The sequence below is a fragment of the Actinomadura sp. B10D3 genome, from assembly GCF_039871695.1.
GTDB classification, from domain to species: Bacteria; Actinomycetota; Actinomycetes; order Streptosporangiales; family Streptosporangiaceae; genus Spirillospora; species Spirillospora madurae.
On sequence record NZ_JBDPLY010000043.1, the window covers coordinates 24,720 to 41,723 of the forward strand.

Annotated in this window: 16 protein-coding genes; 8 read left to right on the forward strand and 8 right to left on the reverse strand. The window is 72.1% G+C overall.

The window, feature by feature from the left end:
• Positions 1–42: 42 nt before the first annotated feature.
• Positions 43–348: a glycerophosphodiester phosphodiesterase family protein gene (locus tag ABGB11_RS39265; protein ID WP_347640598.1), complete on the forward strand. Its 306-nt coding sequence runs from the start codon at positions 43–45 to the stop codon at positions 346–348.
• A 4-nt stretch (positions 349–352) separates the two neighbouring features.
• Here ABGB11_RS39265 and ABGB11_RS39270 read toward each other — a convergent pair whose 3' ends face one another.
• The 5 genes from ABGB11_RS39270 to ABGB11_RS39290 all read right to left on the reverse strand — a co-directional run bounded on the left by ABGB11_RS39270 (position 353) and on the right by ABGB11_RS39290 (position 6,035).
• On the reverse strand, positions 353–2,356 hold the full coding sequence (locus ABGB11_RS39270) for a prolyl oligopeptidase family serine peptidase (protein ID WP_347640599.1): 2,004 nt from the start codon (positions 2,354–2,356) through the stop codon (positions 353–355).
• Positions 2,357–2,549: 193 nt separating this feature from the next.
• Complete coding sequence (locus tag ABGB11_RS39275; protein ID WP_347640600.1) at positions 2,550–3,542, reverse strand: amino acid ABC transporter permease; 993 nt, start codon at positions 3,540–3,542, stop codon at positions 2,550–2,552.
• Between the two features lie 73 nt (positions 3,543–3,615).
• Positions 3,616–4,299, reverse strand: a complete 684-nt coding sequence (locus ABGB11_RS39280; RefSeq protein WP_347640601.1) for an amino acid ABC transporter permease — start codon at positions 4,297–4,299, stop codon at positions 3,616–3,618.
• 107 nt (positions 4,300–4,406) lie between these two features.
• A complete protein-coding gene (locus tag ABGB11_RS39285) occupies positions 4,407–5,276 on the reverse strand; it encodes a glutamate ABC transporter substrate-binding protein (RefSeq protein ID WP_347640603.1) in 870 nt (289 codons plus the stop codon).
• Between the two features lie 36 nt (positions 5,277–5,312).
• The gene (locus ABGB11_RS39290; RefSeq protein ID WP_347640639.1) at positions 5,313–6,035 is read right to left on the reverse strand and encodes an amino acid ABC transporter ATP-binding protein; all 723 of its coding nucleotides are present in this window, start codon (positions 6,033–6,035) and stop codon (positions 5,313–5,315) included.
• A 283-nt stretch (positions 6,036–6,318) separates the two neighbouring features.
• Here ABGB11_RS39290 and miaB point away from each other — a divergent pair, with 283 nt between their 5' ends.
• Together miaB and ABGB11_RS39300 are read left to right on the forward strand one after the other, a co-directional pair.
• Positions 6,319–7,845, forward strand: coding sequence for a tRNA (N6-isopentenyl adenosine(37)-C2)-methylthiotransferase MiaB (gene miaB, locus ABGB11_RS39295; RefSeq protein WP_347640604.1), 1,527 nt, complete (start codon positions 6,319–6,321; stop codon positions 7,843–7,845).
• A gap of 53 nt (positions 7,846–7,898) precedes the next feature.
• Positions 7,899–8,609 carry a hypothetical protein gene (locus ABGB11_RS39300; RefSeq protein WP_347640606.1) on the forward strand — a complete coding sequence of 237 codons (711 nt, stop codon included), beginning with the start codon at positions 7,899–7,901 and terminating at the stop codon, positions 8,607–8,609.
• Here the strand turns inward: ABGB11_RS39300 and ABGB11_RS39305 are convergent.
• Entirely contained in the window at positions 8,606–8,845 is a 240-nt protein-coding gene (locus ABGB11_RS39305; RefSeq protein WP_347640607.1) for an antitoxin, read from the reverse strand. The genes ABGB11_RS39300 and ABGB11_RS39305 overlap by 4 nt on opposite strands.
• 157 nt (positions 8,846–9,002) lie before the next feature.
• Between ABGB11_RS39305 and miaA the strand changes: the two genes are divergently transcribed.
• A complete protein-coding gene (miaA, locus tag ABGB11_RS39310) occupies positions 9,003–9,893 on the forward strand; it encodes a tRNA (adenosine(37)-N6)-dimethylallyltransferase MiaA (protein ID WP_347640640.1) in 891 nt (296 codons plus the stop codon).
• A 30-nt stretch (positions 9,894–9,923) separates the two neighbouring features.
• Entirely contained in the window at positions 9,924–10,742 is an 819-nt protein-coding gene (dapF, locus tag ABGB11_RS39315) for a diaminopimelate epimerase (RefSeq protein WP_347640608.1), read from the forward strand.
• 252 nt (positions 10,743–10,994) lie between these two features.
• On the opposite strand, the gene ABGB11_RS39320 is transcribed toward dapF, so the two are convergent.
• Positions 10,995–12,920, reverse strand: a complete 1,926-nt coding sequence (locus ABGB11_RS39320) for a histidine kinase (protein ID WP_347640610.1) — start codon at positions 12,918–12,920, stop codon at positions 10,995–10,997.
• A 400-nt stretch (positions 12,921–13,320) separates the two neighbouring features.
• The gene (locus tag ABGB11_RS39325) at positions 13,321–13,923 is read right to left on the reverse strand and encodes a TetR/AcrR family transcriptional regulator (protein ID WP_347640611.1); all 603 of its coding nucleotides are present in this window, start codon (positions 13,921–13,923) and stop codon (positions 13,321–13,323) included.
• 111 nt (positions 13,924–14,034) lie between these two features.
• On the opposite strand from ABGB11_RS39325, the gene ABGB11_RS39330 reads away from it, so the two are divergent.
• From ABGB11_RS39330 to ABGB11_RS39340, 3 genes are all read left to right on the forward strand, one after another.
• Positions 14,035–15,012, forward strand: coding sequence for a hypothetical protein (locus ABGB11_RS39330; RefSeq protein WP_347640612.1), 978 nt, complete (start codon positions 14,035–14,037; stop codon positions 15,010–15,012).
• 91 nt (positions 15,013–15,103) lie between these two features.
• Entirely contained in the window at positions 15,104–16,090 is a 987-nt protein-coding gene (locus ABGB11_RS39335) for an ABC transporter permease (RefSeq protein WP_347640613.1), read from the forward strand.
• Positions 16,087–16,914, forward strand: coding sequence for an ABC transporter permease (locus ABGB11_RS39340; protein WP_347640615.1), 828 nt, complete (start codon positions 16,087–16,089; stop codon positions 16,912–16,914). Before ABGB11_RS39335 ends, ABGB11_RS39340 begins: the two co-directional genes overlap by 4 nt.
• The last annotated feature ends 90 nt before the right edge of the window (positions 16,915–17,004 follow it).

The following is a 17,004-nucleotide window of genomic DNA, read 5'->3' on the forward strand; positions in this document are numbered from 1 at the left end:
ACCGCCCTAATGATCAAAGGGGTGGTCGGCGGAAGGATCTTGATGCGCAAGGTCGCCATCGTCGGAAGCGGGGTCGTGCTGGCCGCGGCGGTCGCCCTCCCGGGGATCGCCCGGGCCCCACCGGAGCACATGGGCAGGCGGAACCAGGCGGTGATCGTCGGGCACCGCGGGTCGCCGGGGCAGGCGCCCGAGGAGACGCTCGCCTCCTACCGCAACGCGGTCCGCGAGGGGGCCGACGTCCTGGAGGGCGACGTCCAGCTGACCCTGAACAACACCTCGGGCGACACCGTGTCGTTCTTCGGCGCCGACCGCTCACTGATCGACATCTGCTCCTACATCGTCCCCTGAGCCGTCACCCGACCGTCAGGGCGACGGGCTCGACCCCGCGCGGCTCGAAGCCGAGGGTCTGGCCGTAGAACGCCAGCTCCGCCTCCAGGCAGCGGATGACGGTGGACGCCTTCCGGAAGCCGTGCGACTCGCCCTCGAACGTGAGATAGGCGTACGGCATTTTCTTCTCTGCCAGCGCCTGGGCGAAACGCTCGGACTGGTCCGGCGGCACCACCGGGTCGTTCAGGCCTTGCAGGAGCAGGACGGGGCAGGCCGTCTTGTCGGCCCGGTTGAGCGGCGACCGCTCCTCGTAGGCGCGCTCGAAGCCGGGAAGGGGCCCGATGAGGCCGAACAGGTAGTGCGACTCGAAGTCGTGGGTCGCCTCGACGAAGCTCTTCAGGTCGCTGATCCCGAAGTAGGACGTCGCCGCCTTGAACACGTCGGTCTGCGTGACGGCCGCGAGGGTGGTCCAGCCGCCCGCGGAGCCGCCGCGGATCGCCAGCCGCGCCGGGTCGGCGATGCCGCCGTCCACGAGCGCCTGCGCGGCGGCGACGGCGTCCTCGACGTCCACGACGCCCCACTGGCGGCGCAGGCGCTCCCGGTAGGCGCGGCCGTAGCCGGCGGACCCGCCGTAGTTGATGTCGATGACGCCGATGCCGCGGCTGGTGAAGTACGACCGCTCCAGGTCGAGCGAGGTGCTGACTCGTCCGGTCGGGCCGCCGTGCACGAACACCACGTACGGGGGCAGCTCGCCCTCGGGCCCCGCCGCCTCCGGGTTGGTCGGCGGGAACACGTAGGCGTGGACGGGACGGCCGAACGGCCCTTCGAGCCGCTCGGTGCGCGGCGCGGAGAGGTAGGCGACGTCCGGCAGCTCGGCCATCTCGCGGCGCAGACCCTCGACGCGTCCGGTCGTGGTGTCGACCCGCACGACCGACGTCGGCAGGTCGGGCCCGCCCGCGATCCCCACGATCGTGGTGCCGTCGGTGGACAGCTGCGTCGCCCAGTTGCGGTACGGGACCTCCACGTCGACGAGGTCGAGCGTGTCGGTGTCGTAGATGCCGAGTCGCAGGTCGCCCTCACCGTGCAGGACGGCGAGGCGCCCGTCGCCGAGCAGCGCGTACGGCATGCCGCCGAGCTGCCACAGCGGGCCGGCGAACTCCTCCTCGGCCGGGTACAGCGCCTGCGGCGACTCGCCGTGCAGGCCGACCTGGTAGATGTTCCACCAGCCGGGCCAGTCGGAGATCACGTAGAGGGACTCCTCGTCGCGCCACAGCGGCGCCACCGCCGACTCGCTGAGGCCGCCCTTGACGGTCCGGGGCGCGACCGCGGCGCCGTCCTCGATCGCCGCCACCCGCACCTCGGTGCCGTCCCAGGGCATGCGCGGGTGGTTCCACTGCACCCATGCCAGGTGCCCGCCGCCGGGGGACGGCGCGGGGGAGGCGTAGAACTGCGCGCCGGTCACCAGCTCGCGGATCGCGCCGGCGTCCGTGGCGGCGCTGCCGTCCAGCGGGACGGCCACGATGGCGCGCCGGATGCCGGCGGCGTCCGCGGGCGCCGCCGCGCCCTCCTCCGCCGGCGCGGCGATGTGGCCTTCGCAGACGCACCACAGTTCCGTCCGGTCGGGGGACAGGACGTAGTCGGCGAAGCGCAGCCCCGCCGGGACGGCCGGCTCGGGCGTCAGCGGGTACGGCTTCGGGTCGCCCTCGTCGAGCCGGTGGAGCCGCTGGTCGTCGTAGTTGGAGAACACGATCGACCAGCCGTCGCCGGTGCGGACCGGCAGGTAGGACCGCCCGCCGTACTCGTGGACGCGGGTGCGGGCGTCCCACGGCGCCTGCAGCAGCTCCGTCCGGTGACCGCCCCTGAGGTGGATGACCGTGGTCCGCCCGCCCTCCTCGGGCCGGGTCTCCTGCCACCACACGTCATCGCCCGCGACGGTGGGAAAACTGAGGCGCAGCCGGGCGCGGGCGACATCGGCCGCAGAGATGGGTGAAGGCCATGAGCCGTAGGGGAGGGTCGCACGAGCGGTCATAACAGGAATCGTCCCGCATACGGGTATCGGTTGGGGCCATGACGGGCCGTTTGACGTCGGAAAGATACAAGCCCGCCGGACGGAAACCCGCCGGTAACACGGCTGCGCGGCCCCTGGCCGCCCGCGCGCCGGCGCCGTGGACGGCGAAGGGCGCCGCCGGCTCCGGCGGCGCCCTTCGCGGACGAACGAACCGTCAGACCGACGGGACCCCCTGCTGGGTGACCCCGACGCCGGCCGCCGGCGGCGGGCCGGCCGTGCCCATCGTCTTGGCCTCGGTCTTGCGGCTGCGGCGGCTGCGCGCCTCCAGCCACGTCGCCACCCGGCTGAGCGACATGTTGATCGCGATGTAGATGATCGCGACGATGATGCCGGCCTGAAGGACGTTGTTGCTGTAGTTGGCGGGGACCTGCTTGAAGCCCGCCTGCAGGAACTCGCCGTAGGCGATGATGAACCCGAGCGCGGTGTCCTTGAGCAGCACGACGATCTGGCTCACGATCGCCGGCATCATCACCGTGATCGCCTGCGGCAGCAGGACGAGGCGCATCACGCCGTTCTTGCGGAGCCCGATGGAGTAGGCGGCCTCCGACTGCCCCTTCGGGATCGACAGGACGCCGGCGCGCACCACCTCGGCGAGCACCGAGCCGTTGTACATCGTCAGGCCGAACACCACCGCCGCGAACGCGGGCACGGTGACCGTCCCGGCGTTGCTCTCCACCCCGAAGATCGAGAAGAAGTAGTCCACCGACATGCGCTGGAGCTGGCCGAACGGCGACTCGGCGATGGCCGGGCTGATCTTGTTCGGGACGAAGAACGCCAGGAAGATCAGGATCAGCAGCGGGATGCCGCGGAAGAACTCGACGACGATCCCGGCCGGCACCCGGATCCACCAGTGGTCCGACAGCCGCGCCAGCCCGAAGACGATGCCGAACAGCAGCGCCAGCACGGTGGCGACCGCGGCGGCCTTCAGCGTGTTCATCAGGCCGGGCAGGAGCAGGTGCCGCCAGACCGTCCACTCGGTGAACGGCGTCCACAGCCTGCTCTCGAACTGGCCCTTGTCGTTCAGCCGCCAGACGAGGGCGGCGAAGATCGCGACGAGCACCACGGACACGATGGCGGTCAGCGCCATGTTCCGCGCCCGCGCCCGCGGCCCTGGGATGTCGAAGAGTACGGTCGCTTCTTTACTCACCGTGCCCTGCCCTTCCGGGGGGCGACCCCCGGGCCCCCGGGTCGGTGGCCCGGATATCCTTGCTTCGCCGCGGTCATCGTGCCACCGCCATCCGCTTCGCCAGCCAGCCGAAGAAGTATCCGGTCGGGAGGGTGAGGATCAGGAACCCGATGGCCACGCCGAGGAACAGCGGGATCACCCCGTTGGCGAAGGTGGGCTTGTCGACGATGGTCTTGGTCACCAGCGCCACCTCCGCGTAGCTCGCCGCGGCCGCGACCGTCGTGTTCTTGATCATCGCGATGAACACGCTGCCCAGCGGGGCGATGATCGCGCGGAAGGCCTGCGGGAGGATGATCATCCGCAGCGACTGGGTGAAGGTCAGCCCGATCGAGCGCGCCGCCTCGGCCTGCCCCAGCGGGACGGTGTTGATCCCGGAGCGGAGGGTCTCGCAGACGAAGGCCCCGGTGTAGGCGGAGAGGCCGAAGACCGCCCACCAGTAGTAGGTCGTCGAGGAGTTCTCGGAGAACTTCAGCGCCAGGATGTCGTTGAGGCCCAGGCTGCACATCAGCAGCACCAGGGTCAGCGGCGTGTTCCGCACGACGTTGACGTAGCCCGTGCCGAAGGCGCGCAGCACGGGGACGGGCGCGACGCGGAAGCTCGCCAGCAGCGTTCCGATGACCAGCGAGAGCACCGCGGCCGCCGCCGCCAGGCGGATGGTCGCCCAGAAGCCCTGCATGATCTCGTTGAAGTTGTCGAAGAACGGGCTGAAGTCAAACATTGCTCAGCTGTTTCATGGCGTTCCAGCAGGGTCAGGCCATGCCGGTGCGCCCCCGGGTCGTGCGGGGGGGACGCACCGGCGTGACGGGCGTCATGCGCGGCCTGGGATCAGGCGCAGCCTTCCATCTGCGGAGCGGTCGTGACGAGCTTCAGCCCGGTGCCGGAGAAGTGCTTCTCCAGCAGGGTCTTGGCGGTGCCGTCGGAGTACATCGTGGTGATGGCCTTGTTGACGGCCTCGCAGGTCTCGGTGTCGCCCTTCTTCAGGCCGACGCCGTACTTCTCGTCGGTGAAGGGGTCGTTGATGACCTTGAAGGAGCCCTTCTGCTGGTTGGCGAACCCGGCGAGGATCAGGTCGTCGGTGCTGACCGCGTCCAGCGCCTTGGACTTCAGCTTGCTCACGCACTCGGAGTAGCTGCTCGCGTCGACCAGCGTGACGCCCTTGATGTTGAGCTTGCCGTCCGGCGGGCCCTCGGTGACGCGGCGGAAGGAGTTGGACCCGGCGGCCTTGCACAGCTTCTTGCCCTTGAGGTCCTGGGCCTTCTTGATGGCGTTGTCGTCGGCCCGGACCATCGTGTCCTGGTGGGCGACGTAGTACGGCCCGCCGAAGGTCACCTGCTGCTTGCGCGCGTCGGTGATGGAGTAGGTGGCGATCACCAGGTCGACCTGGCCGCCGCCGAGGAACGACTCGCGGTTGGCGGAGGTGGTCTCCTTGAAGGTGATGCCGCTCTCCGGAACGCCCAGCGACTTGGCGATGTACTTGGCGACGTCGACGTCGAAGCCGTCGAAGGTGCCGTCGGGCTTCTTCAGCCCGAGCGCCGGCTGGTCGAACTTGATGCCGATGGTCAGCTTCTTGTCGTCCTTGGCCTTCTGGACGACCGTCTTGGCCTCGGTCTTCTCGGTGTCGCTGCCGCACGCGCTGAGCGCCAGTGACAGCGCCATCCCCGCCCCGATCAGGGCGCCGAAACGACGTACTCGCATTCGTCCTACCTCTGCTCTCTGCCGGAGCCCCGCGGCTCAGTGCGTGAGGATCTTGGAAAGGAAGTCCTTCGCGCGCTCGGTGCGCGCGTTCGTGAAGAACTCGTCGGGAGTGTTCTCCTCCACGATCTGGCCGTCCGCCATGAACACGACCTTCTGGGCCGCCCTGCGCGCGAAGCCCATCTCGTGCGTGACGACGATCATCGTCATGCCCTCGCGGGCCAGCCCCGTCATGACGTCCAGGACCTCGTTCACCATCTCCGGGTCCAGCGCCGAGGTCGGCTCGTCGAAGAGCATCACCTTGGGCTTCATCGCGAGGGACCGCGCGATGGCGGCGCGCTGCTGCTGACCGCCGGACAGCTGCGCGGGGTACTTGTTCGCCTGATTGGCGATGCCGACCCGGTCCAGCAGCTCCATCGCGTGCTTCTGCGAGTCCTGCCTGCCCTGCTTGCGGACCTTCACCGGCCCGAGCGTGACATTCTCGAGGATCGTCTTGTGGGCGAACAGGTTGAACGACTGGAACACCATGCCCACGTCGGCGCGGAGCTTGGCCAGGTCCTTGCCCTCCTTGGGCAGCTCCTTGCCGTCCACGAGGATCTTGCCGCCGTCGATCGGCTCCAGCCGGTTGATCGACCGGCACAGGGTCGACTTCCCGCCGCCGGACGGGCCGATCACCACGACGACCTCACCGGAGTTCACGGTGAGGTTGATGTCCTTGAGGACGTGCAGCTCGCCGAAGTGCTTGTCGACGTGCTCGACCACGACGAGGGGCCGGTCACCGGCGGTGCCCGGCTCCGGGGTGGAGTCCTCCGGCCCGGTCTTGGTGAGGTCGGGCCCGCTTTCGCTGTCCGTCATGCGCTCGGACTTTACGTCATGGCCGTCATCGCCTGAGTTGCCGCGCGGTACCGATACGATCACGAATCCCCATGTCGGACGGGGTCCATCGTGGCGGAGAGTGATCATCAGAGTTCGGCGGCGTGCCCGCAAACCCGTTCCGTCATGTCGCGCGCGGCCCGTACCCTTGGTAACCGTCATGAATGCGCCTATGGAGACGGCCCCCCGTACGTACGAGATCCGTACCTACGGGTGCCAGATGAACGTCCACGACTCCGAGCGGCTGTCCGGATTGCTGGAGTCGGCCGGGTACGTCCGCGCGGAGGACGCCGAGCCCGATGTGGTGGTGTTCAACACCTGCGCGGTGCGGGAGAACGCCGACAACCGGCTCTACGGCAACCTCGGCCATCTGCGGCCGGTCAAGGACGGCCACCCGGGCATGCAGATCGCCGTCGGCGGCTGCCTGGCGCAGAAGGACCGCGACACCATCGTCAAGCGCGCCCCCTGGGTGGACGTGGTGTTCGGCACCCACAACATCGGCTCGCTGCCCGCGCTGCTGGAGCGGGCGCGCGTGCATAGCGAGGCGCAGGTCGAGATCGAAGAGTCCCTGGTGACCTTCCCCTCGACGCTGCCGACGCGCCGGGAGTCGCCCTACGCCGCGTGGGTGTCGATCTCCGTCGGCTGCAACAACACGTGCACGTTCTGCATCGTCCCGTCCCTGCGCGGCAAGGAGAAGGACCGCCGGCCCGGCGAGATCCTCGCCGAGGTCGAGGCGCTCGTCGCCGAGGGCGTCCTGGAGGTCACGCTCCTGGGGCAGAACGTCAACGCCTACGGGTCGGGCTTCGGCGGGCTCGCCGACGCGCCCGGCGAGGTGCGCGCCATGACGGAGGGCGGGCAGTCGGCCTTCGCGGGGCTGCTGCGCGCGTGCGGCGGTGTCGAGGGGCTGGAGCGGGTCCGGTTCACCTCCCCGCACCCCAAGGACTTCACCGACGACGTCATCGCCGCGATGGCCGAGACCCCGAGCGTGATGCCGTCCCTGCACATGCCGCTGCAGTCCGGGTCGGACGCGGTGCTGCGCGCGATGCGCCGGTCGTACCGGCAGGAGCGCTACCTCGGCATCATCGGCAAGGTCCGGGAGGCGATCCCGGACGCGGCGATCACCACCGACATCATCGTCGGCTTCCCCGGCGAGACCGAGGCCGACTTCGAGGAGACCCTGCACGTGGTGCGGGAGGCCCGGTTCGCGTCGGCGTTCACGTTCCAGTACTCCAAGAGGCCCGGCACCCCGGCGGCGACCATGGACGGGCAGCTGCCCAAGGAGGTCGTCCAGGAGCGGTACGAGCGCCTGATCGCCCTCCAGGAGGAGATCTCCTGGGCGGAGAACAGGAAGCAGCTCGGCCGCACGCTGGAGGTCCTGGTCGCCGAGGGCGAGGGCCGCAAGGACGAGGCGACGCGCCGCCTGTCGGGCCGCGCGCCCGACAACCGGCTGGTCCACTTCGGCGCACCGGAACAGCCGGTCCGTCCGGGCGACATGGTGACCGTCGAGGTCACCTACGCCGCGCCGCACCACCTGGTCGCGGACAAGCCGGTCCTGGACGTCCGCCGGACGCGGGCGGGCGACGCGTGGGAGGCCCGCCAGGGGCAGGGCGGGCAGAAGGGCGTGTCTCTCGGCATGCCGTCGATCGGGCGGCCGGCCGAGACCCCGGCGCCCGTGTCGGGCTGCTCGGCCCACCCCTGACTCCGGCATGATCGGGTCGGTGGCGGCGACCGGCCCGTCTACAAGGAGGCAGCGTGCTCGTAGCGGCGGCGGTGTGCCCGCATCCGCCCATCATCGTCCCGGAGATGGCGGGGGAGGCCGCGCCGGAACTCGACGTGCTCAGAGCAGCCTGCGACAGGGCCGTCCACTCTCTTTCCGGAGCCGACGTCTTGTTCGTGGTCGGGGGCGGGACGGAGACGCGGGCCTACGGGCCGGACGCGTACGCCACGCTCCGGCCGTACGGCCTCGACTGGACGAGCCCCGGCGAGCCCGGGGAGGGCGCCGGGGCGCTGCCGCTCTCCCTCACCATCGGGCATTGGCTGCTGCGACGGCAGGGCATTGAGGCGGGGGCGCGCTACCAGGCGGTGGCGTTCGACGCCCCGCCGCGCGAATGCCTCAGCCTCGGGGGCGACCTCGCCGAGTCGGGCGGCCGTGTCGCTCTTCTCGTGATGGGCGACGGGTCGGCCGCCCGGTCGGAGAAGGCGCCCGGGTACCTCGACGAGCGCGCGCTCCCGCATGACGAGCGCGTGGCCCGCGCGCTCGGACATGCCGACGCCGCCGCCCTGGCCGCCTTGGATCCGGGACTCTCCCGGGACGTCGAGGCGGCCGGGCGGGCGGCATGGCAGGTGCTTGCCGGAGCCGCCGCCGACGAAGCCTTCACCGGCGAACTCCTCGCCGATGAGGCCCCGTACGGGGTCGGCTATCTCGTGGCCCGCTGGTCACGGGCCGGTGGGTCCTCCGCCTAGGACGGCTGGCCGCCGCCCTGACCTGGCTGGCCGGACTGGCCCGGCTGACCGGGCTCGCCGCCCTGGCCGCTCTCGCGGTCGATAAAGCCGCCGGCCTGCTCCTGGGTCTTGTCGGTCTTGTCGGCGTACTTGCCGCCGGTGCGCTGGTCGAACATGTCCCCGGCCTTCTCGGTGCCCTGCTTGGCCTTGTCGGGGTGCTGCCCCAGCATCTGCTTGACCTTGTCGACGATGGACATACCGAATTCCCCCCGGATCCCTCGTCTCGATCGGTGCGGCGCGGGTCCGCGCGGCACCCGTACAACCCGGCTATACCCGTTCTGTTGCCACAATCATCTCGTGACCCCATCCAATGACCCCGGGGCCGTGCCCCCGGACGCGCGGCGCGGACCCGGCGTGCTCGCGGTCGTCGGCGCCACGGCCGCCGGCAAGTCGGACCTGGCCGTCGAGCTGGCCCTGCGGCTGGACGGCGAGGCGGTCAACGCCGACTCGATGCAGCTGTACCGCGGCATGGACATCGGCACCGCGAAGCTGTCCGCGGCCGAGATGCGCGGGGTCCCGCACCACCTGCTGGACGTCTGGGACGTGACGAAGACGGCGAGCGTCGCCGAGTACCAGCGGCTGAGCGCCGAGGCGATCGCGGACATCCGGGACCGGGGGCGCCTCCCGGTGCTGGTCGGCGGCTCCGGCCTGTACGTCCGGGCGGCCCTCGACCACATGGAGTTCCCCGGGACCGACCCCGCCGTCCGGGCGCGCCTGGAGGCCGAGCTGGCCGAGGCCGGGCCGCCGGCCATGCACGAGCGGCTGCGAGCGCTGGACCCGTCGGCGGCGGAGGCGATCCTGCCGAGCAACGGCCGCCGGATCGTCCGGGCCCTGGAGGTGATCGAGATCACCGGCCGCCCGTTCACCGCGACCCTGCCCGAGCACCGGTACCGCTACGAGGGGGTCGTGCAGATCGGGCTGAGCGTGCCCCGCGACGTGCTGGACGAGCGCATCGCGCTGCGCGTGCGGCGGATGTGGGACGCCGGCCTGGTCGACGAGGTCCGGGAGCTGGAGAAGCGCGGCCTGCGCGACGGCCTGACCGCCGGACGCGCCCTCGGGTACGCCCAGGTGCTCCGCTTCCTCGCGGGGGAGTGGACGCAGGAGCAGGCCCTGGAGGACACCGTCCGGACGACGCGGCGGTTCGCCCGCAGGCAGGAGTCGTGGTTCCGCCGCGACCCGCGCGTCCGGTGGCTGCCCCACGACGCGCCCGACCTGGTCGACCGCGCGCTCGCCCTGCTCGGCTGAGCCGTCCCCGGGGCCCCATATGATCGGGGGATGCGGTTCGTCAAGGGGCACGGCACGGAGAACGACTTCGTGATCCTGCCCGATCCGGACGGTGTCCTCGACCTCACGGCGGACGCCGTGGCGCGGCTGTGCGACCGGCGGGCGGGCATCGGCGCGGACGGCGTCCTGCGGGTCGTCCGGACGAAGGCCGCCGGGGTCGAGGCCGACGCCGAGTGGTTCATGGACTACCGCAACTCCGACGGCGGCATCGCCGAGATGTGCGGCAACGGGATCCGCGTCTTCGCCCGCTACCTGGTCGACGCGGGGCTGGCCGCACCGGGCGAGTGGGACGTGGCGACCCGCGCGGGGCTCCGGCGCGTCACGCTCGGGCCGTCCGGCGACGTGAGCGTCGACATGGGCCCGCCGGAGCTGCTCGGACGCGGCGAGGCGTCCCTGGCGGGGACGGGCTTCGCCGGCGAACGGGTGTCCGTGGGGAACCCGCACCTGGCGTGCCGCGTGGACGGCCCGGTCGCCGCGCTCGACCTGTCGCGCGCGCCGGACTTCGATCCCGCGGTGTTCCCCGACGGGGTGAACGTCGAGTTCTTCCGCCCGCTGGGCGAACGGCACGTCGAGATGCGCGTGTACGAGCGCGGCTCGGGCGAGACCCGCTCGTGCGGGACCGGCACGGTGGCGGTCGCCGCCGCCGCGTCGCTCGCCGCGACCGGAGGCCTCGGCGGGCCCGGGGGCGCCGCGTGGACGGTGGACGTCCCCGGCGGCCGCGTGACCGTCACCTTCGACGGCGGGACCAGCCATCTCAAGGGCCCGGCGGTGCTGGTCGCCGAGGGCGAGACGTACCCCGGCTGGATCTAGCGAAATCCCCGTCCCACCAGGGCTTGTGGCGAACCGGGGGCGGTCCCGGCACGAACGGGACAACTGTCCCTCACCGCCGGGACCTTTCAGCGCATAGCTTCTTTCTTGCACACCCTCTGGTGAATGGCCCGTATGGACCGGGATGGGAGCCCCGGAGCCGTACGGAGCCTGAGGGCCGGTGGCGACCTTCTTGGCGGGGGGCGGTCACCGGCCCTCCCACCGGGTGGACTTCCGGGCTCGGGGGCGCCGGGATCAGGGGTGGAAGCCGTTGACCGGCAGCCTGGCGCGGACGAGGGTGCCGCCCTTGGGGCCGGGCCCCACCGTGCAGGATCCGCCGAGTTCGGCCGCGCGCTCGCGCATCGAGGACATGCCGATGCCGGAGCGCACCTGTGCGGGAAGCCCGACGCCGTCGTCCCCGACCGTGACGTGCAGATCGCCGTTCAGGTACAGCCGGACCTCCGCGCACCCCGCGTTGGCGTGCCGGTGGACGTTCGTCAGCGCCTCCTGGACGATCCGGTACGCGGCCACCTCGGCGGCGGCCGGAAGGCGCTTCAGGTCGCCCTCGACGTGCACGTCGACCTGCGGGCCGTCGCCGGTGGCGACGACGCCGCCGAGCGCCTGGATCGCGCCCTCCAGGCCGAGGTCGTCCAGTGCCGGGGGACGCAGGCCGTACACGAGCTCGCGGATGTCGCCGATGGTGCGTCCCATGGTGGCGCGCAGCTCCTCCAGAAGCTGGTCGGCCGCCTCCGGATCGGTCTTCAGCGTGATGCGCGCGGCGTCGACCGTCATGGCGAGGCTCGCGAGGGTCGGGCCGAGCCCGTCGTGCAGGTCGCGGCGCAGCCGGCGGCGCTCCTCCTCCCGGGTGCGCAGGATGTGCTCGCGGGACCGCTGGACGTCCGCGGCGAGCCGGGCCGCGTTCGCCAGCTCCGCGAGGTTGCGGGCGAGGACGCCGGACAGCCGCGCGTCGGGGGTGCGGGTGACGCCGAACAGCAGCCGGCCGACCGGCTCGCCGTGCCATACCAGCGGGATCAGCTGTGGCCGCTCGCCGAGGACGCCGTCCTCCGCGGAGATGGTCCGGCCGTCGCGGTCCAGCACCTCGATCGCGACGCCGGTCGCGTGCAGGGCCGAGCGGGCCACCTCGGCCGCGGCGGCGAGCGCGGCGCCCGGGTCGGCCGCGGTCTGCAGCCGCCGGTTGAGCCGGTCGGCGATCCGGTACGGGTCGCGCTCGCCGTGGATGAACCCGTCCACCGTGCGCTGCAGCCGCCGCCGGACGGGCTCGAACACCGCGCCCGCGACGATCGCGCCGGCGAGCCCGGCGAGGGTGCCCCGGCCGTGCGCGAGCAGGCTGGCCGTGCCGACGAGCGCGAAGTACACGCCGGTGATGACGACGACGAGCCCGGCGTAGACGAGCGTGCGGCTGACCACGAGGTCGATATCGTAGAGCCGGTACCGGGTGATGGCGATGGCGATGCAGATCGGGACGGCCACGATCGTGATGTTGCGCAGCGGGTCGCCGATCGGGCTGTTCTCGCCGGCGAAGATGATCGCCTCCGCGACCAGGCCCGGGTAGACCACCCAGCCGATCTGCCGCCGCACGTCCGGCGGCGACTGCACGAACCGCACGGCGACCGAGAACAGGCCCGCGGCCAGGGAGAGAAGGATGACCGCGCTGATGGGCAGCGGGATCCGGTCGAACGGGTAGACCGAGACGCCGTTGTGCCAGCGACGCACGTCCGGGTCGATGGTCAGGTGGACGCAGACGATCACCGGGACGAGGCAGGCGAGGACGAGCACGGGACGGAACCAGCGCGACACCAGCCGCCCGTCCGGGAAGATCAGCGGAAGGATCAGTGTCAGGGCGTAGGTGTCAATGGCCCACAGCCAGGTCGCGAGCCACTGGACGAACCCGGTCGCGGGCCAGCCGTGGAGTGCGAACCACGGGCCGAGGTTGAGCGACAGGACGTAGACCGACGCGCTGGCCCCGGACCCGACCATGAGCCAGGCGACCTTCAGGCCGGGCCGGTGCCGCAGCAGGACCGCCCCGACCGGGGTCCAGGCGAGCGCGACCAGGATCTCCGGGTGCCACCACACCATCCGCTGGCCGGGAGGCAGCCGGGCGCCGACGGCGAGGGAGGCGGCGACGAACGCGACCGCGGTCAGCGCGAGGAGAACGCCCACGCGCCTCACTCCGCGGTCGTGTTCTTCCGTCTCCATGAAGCCGCTCCCCGCCCGAAAGTAATGGAATGTTAAAACGTCCTGCTCCCTGTCCTGCAGTAAAAAGGGCGTCCGCCTCAGGACACCGGGATCCGGCCCGGTGGACACTGGCCCGGTCACGGTGTACGTGCGCGTGCACGTGATGGTAACCGCGGAACCCGGCGAGTTGAACGGAAGGCGCAGGTCAGAGTCGCCCGGATGGGGGGCGGGCGGCAGGGGGAGTGCGCCGCGTTCGCCGGCCGGCCGGGCGGTGCGGCGCAGGCGGCGCGGCTGAGTTCTGACAGGGGCGGGTTCGGCCGCCGCCCGCGCCGAGCCGGGCCGGCCGGCGAACGGGCGGCGGACGGGCCGCCGGGCGGACCGCGGGTCAGGCCAGCAGAGTCAACATGCTGTCGCGGCTCAGCGCCCGCACCCCGCGCCCCAGCTCCTCGGGGGTGAAGTCCTTGAGGACGAGCCGCTGGACGAGGAATCCGGGCATGAGCGAGAACAGCGTCTTGGCGGCGGCCTCGGTGTCGATGTCGGCCGGGAGCAGCCCGGCCTCGACCAGGCGGCGGATGTAGGCCGTCCAGGTGGCGCGCAGGCCGGCGACGTTCTCGGCGACGTACCCGGCGATCTCGGGATCGTGCAGGGCGAGCGCCCACGCCTGGGGGGCGAGCCGGAGCGGGCCGTCCTCGCCGGACAGGGCGACGACCTTGGCGGCGAGGCGCTCCATGACCTGGTCGACCGGGAGCAGGGGCTCGCTGCGGCCGAGTTCCTCGAAGAAGGCGTGCAGTTCGCCGACGACGGTCGCGACGTTCGCCTCGATGATCTCGTTCTTGCTCTTGAAGTACCGGTAGACCGCGCCGGCGGACAGCCCGGCCTCGGCGAAGATGTCCTGCATGGACGTCTCGTGGATGCCCTTGCGGACGAAGCACGCGCGGGCCGCGTCCAGGATCTGGCGGCGGCGGCGCTCCAGGTGCTCTTCGCTCACTCTCGGCATCCTTCGAATATAAAACGAACGTCCGTTCTTGACAAGCGCCCGCCCCGGTGCGACCCTGGCGGCATAAGAGAACGGACATTCGTTTTTTGGAGGTGGGCCTCCATGCGGCCCTCGCTCGCCGCCCGCACCGCCGGCGTCGCCGTCGCCGCCGCGGTGCTGCAGCTCATCATGATCATCGCCTTCTCCTGGCCGGCCGCGCGCACGGAGCCGCGCGACGTGCCGATCGTCGTGACCGGCCCGCAGGCCGGCGTGGTCGCCGACCGGCTCGACCGGGAGCGGCCCGGCGCGTTCGACGTCCGGACCCGTCCGGACGAGGCGGCCGCGCGGGCCGCGCTCCAGGACCGCGAGGCCTACGGCGCGATCGTCACCGCGCCGTCCGGGCCGAAGGTGCTCACCGCCTCCGCGGCCTCGCCCGCCGTCGCCCAGCAGCTCGGCGCGGTCGCGGCGCGGCTCGGCGGGGGCGCGCCCGCCGCGCCCGCCGAGGACGTGGTCGCCGCCGACTCCGACGACCCGCGCGGCGCGGGCTTCGGCGCGCTCGCCCTCCCGCTGGTCATGTCCGGGATGGCCGCCGCGGTGCTGCTGACGTTCGGGATCCCGTCCGCGGGGTGGCGGGCCGCGGGCACGGTCCTGTTCGCGGCGCTCGGCGGGCTCGGCGTCGCCGGGGTCGCGCAGGGCTGGCTGTCGCTGCTGCCCGGCTCCTACCTCGCCGTCGCCGGCGTCATGGCGCTGGCCGTGCTCGCGGTCACCGGCACGATCGTCGGCCTCGCCACGGCGATCGGGCGCGCGGGGATCGGGATCGGAGCGCTCACCATGCTGCTGCTCGGCAATCCGCTGTCGGCGGCCGCGTCGGCGCCGGAGATGCTCCCGCAGCCCTGGGGCGACCTCGGCCGGCTCCTGCCTCCGGGGGCGTCGGTCACGCTGCTGAGGTCGACGGCGTTCTTCGACGGCGCGGGCGGCGGCGGGGCGCTCACCGTGCTGGTGGCATGGGCCGCCGTCGGCTTCGCGCTTCTCGCGGTCGGCGGCATGCGCGGCCGTACCAGAGAAGAGCCCGCCGTGAACAGCGAACCTGTCACCGCTTAACTTTCCCTGGCGATCCTTGACGTTCTCCTGTCCCACTGCGTGTTGGCTCGATAGCATTCCGTGACTTCGAGCTGGTGGGGAAGGGGAGACGTTGGCGGCGTTCCTGCTGCGGCGGGTGGTGAACCGCCTCGTGCTGGCCGTGGGGGCCACCGGCCTCGGCTACCTGCTCGCCGCCGCGGCGCTCGACCCGCGCGCGAACGTCGCGGACCGGGTGCCCCGTCCGCCGGAAGCCGTCGTCGAGGCCCGCCTCGACGCCCTCAACCTCAACGACCGGACGCCCCTGGCCACGCGGTACCTCACCTGGGCCGGGGGCGTCCTGCACGGTGACTTCGGCCGGACGTGGGACGGTGAACCCGTCGCCGCCGAGCTCCGGCGCCGGCTCGGGGTGAGCCTGCGGCTGGTCGTGCCAGGGGCCGTGCTGGGAAGCCTGCTCGGTGTCGCCCTCGGCGCCTATGCGGCCGTCACCCGCGGACGCACGGCCGACCGGCTCATCTCGCTCGTCTCCTACCTCCTGGTGGCCGCGCCCGTGTTCGTCCTGGCGGTGCTGTCGCAGATGGCCGCGAGCGAGGCCAACGACGCCATGGGCGTCCAGGCCTTCGTGTGGGTCGGCGAGTACACGCCGGGCGTCTCGGGCTTCGGAGCGGTCGCGGACCGGGCGCGCCATCTGCTGCTGCCGACGGTCACGATCGCGCTGGCGCAGCTCGCGCTCTGCTGCCGCTACCAGCGCGGCCTGATGCTGGACGTCGTGCACGCCGGCTTCGTGCGCACCGCGCGGGCGAAGGGCCTGACCGGGCGGCGCACCCTGCTGCGCCACGGGCTCCCGGTCGCGCTGGCACCGATGGCGACGTACCTCGCCTACACGTCCGGCCCGCTGCTCCTCGGCGGCGTGTTCATCGAGAAGATCTTCGGCCGGCACGGGGTGGGGGAGTGGCTGGCCGACTCCATCAGGCGCGGGGACGTCAACGCCGTCGCCGCCATCGAGTGCGTCGCCGTCTGCGCGGTGCTCCTGGCGGGGCTGGCCTCGGACGCCGTCACCGCCGCCCTCGACCCGCGCGTCCGATTCCGGGCGGTGCCATGAGCGCTTTCGCCTCGGGGTTGCGAGGCAGCCGCCGGGCCGTCGCCGGGCTGGCCCTGCTCCTCCTGCTCGGCACCGCCGCGTTCACCGGGCCGCTCTGGTCGCCGTGGGGATGGGACGAGACGGACTTCACCGCCTTTCACCAAGGGCCGTCGGCGCGCCACTGGCTCGGCACGACGCAGAGCGGGCGGGACGTTCTCGCCCTCACACTGCGTGGCACGCAGAGGTCACTGCTGATCGGGTTATGCGCGGCCCTGCCGGCGACCTGCTTCGCCGCCGTCTTCGGGGCCGTGGCCGGATTCGCGGGCGGAGCGCTCGACCGGGCGCTGATGTGGGGCACCGACCTCCTGCTGGTGCTCCCGCCGTTCCTCGTCCTCGTCGTGCTCGCACCGCGGCTGGGCGGCGGATGGCCCGTGCTCGTGCCCCTGCTGGCGGCGTTCATGTGGATGGTGACCGCGCGGATGGTGCGGGCCGCGACGATCTCGCTGCGCGAGCGCGAGTACGTGGTCGCCGCCCGGCTCCTCGGTGCGGGCGCGCCGCGGGTGATCGTCCGGCACGTGCTGCCGCCGATGGCGTCCCTGCTCGCGGTGGACGCGAGCCTGAACGTCAGCGTCGCGATCACCGCGGAGAGCGGGCTGTCCTACCTGGGCTTCGGAGCGCGGCCGCCGGACGTCTCGCTCGGCACGGTCCTCGCCGACGGCCACGCCGCCTCCGCGGCCGGATGGGCGCCCGGGGCGGCCTCGGGCCTGCTCGTCCTGATGGTGCTCGCCGTCAACCTGCTCGGCGACGGCCTGCGGGACGTCCTCGACCCGGAGGACGCGAGGTGACGGTCCGTCCACAGGCGCCAATGCGAGGAGAACGAATGGTGAAACGGCTGCTTGCCGCGATTCAGGCCGCGGGTGTGCTCATGACCGGTG

Bases quoted from the DNA above. Each gene is read 5' to 3' on its own strand.
- ABGB11_RS39265 (WP_347640598.1), top strand. From the start codon at position 43: ATGCGCAAGGTCGCCATCGTCGGAAGCGGGGTCGTGCTGGCCGCGGCG.
- ABGB11_RS39270 (WP_347640599.1), bottom strand. From the start codon at position 2,356: ATGACCGCTCGTGCGACCCTCCCCTACGGCTCATGGCCTTCACCCATC.
- ABGB11_RS39280 (WP_347640601.1), bottom strand. From the start codon at position 4,299: ATGTTTGACTTCAGCCCGTTCTTCGACAACTTCAACGAGATCATGCAG.
- ABGB11_RS39285 (WP_347640603.1), bottom strand. From the start codon at position 5,276: ATGCGAGTACGTCGTTTCGGCGCCCTGATCGGGGCGGGGATGGCGCTG.
- miaB (WP_347640604.1), top strand. From the start codon at position 6,319: ATGGAGACGGCCCCCCGTACGTACGAGATCCGTACCTACGGGTGCCAG.
- ABGB11_RS39305 (WP_347640607.1), bottom strand. From the start codon at position 8,845: ATGTCCATCGTCGACAAGGTCAAGCAGATGCTGGGGCAGCACCCCGAC.
- dapF (WP_347640608.1), top strand. From the start codon at position 9,924: ATGCGGTTCGTCAAGGGGCACGGCACGGAGAACGACTTCGTGATCCTG.
- ABGB11_RS39330 (WP_347640612.1), top strand. From the start codon at position 14,035: ATGCGGCCCTCGCTCGCCGCCCGCACCGCCGGCGTCGCCGTCGCCGCC.
- ABGB11_RS39340 (WP_347640615.1), top strand. From the start codon at position 16,087: ATGAGCGCTTTCGCCTCGGGGTTGCGAGGCAGCCGCCGGGCCGTCGCC.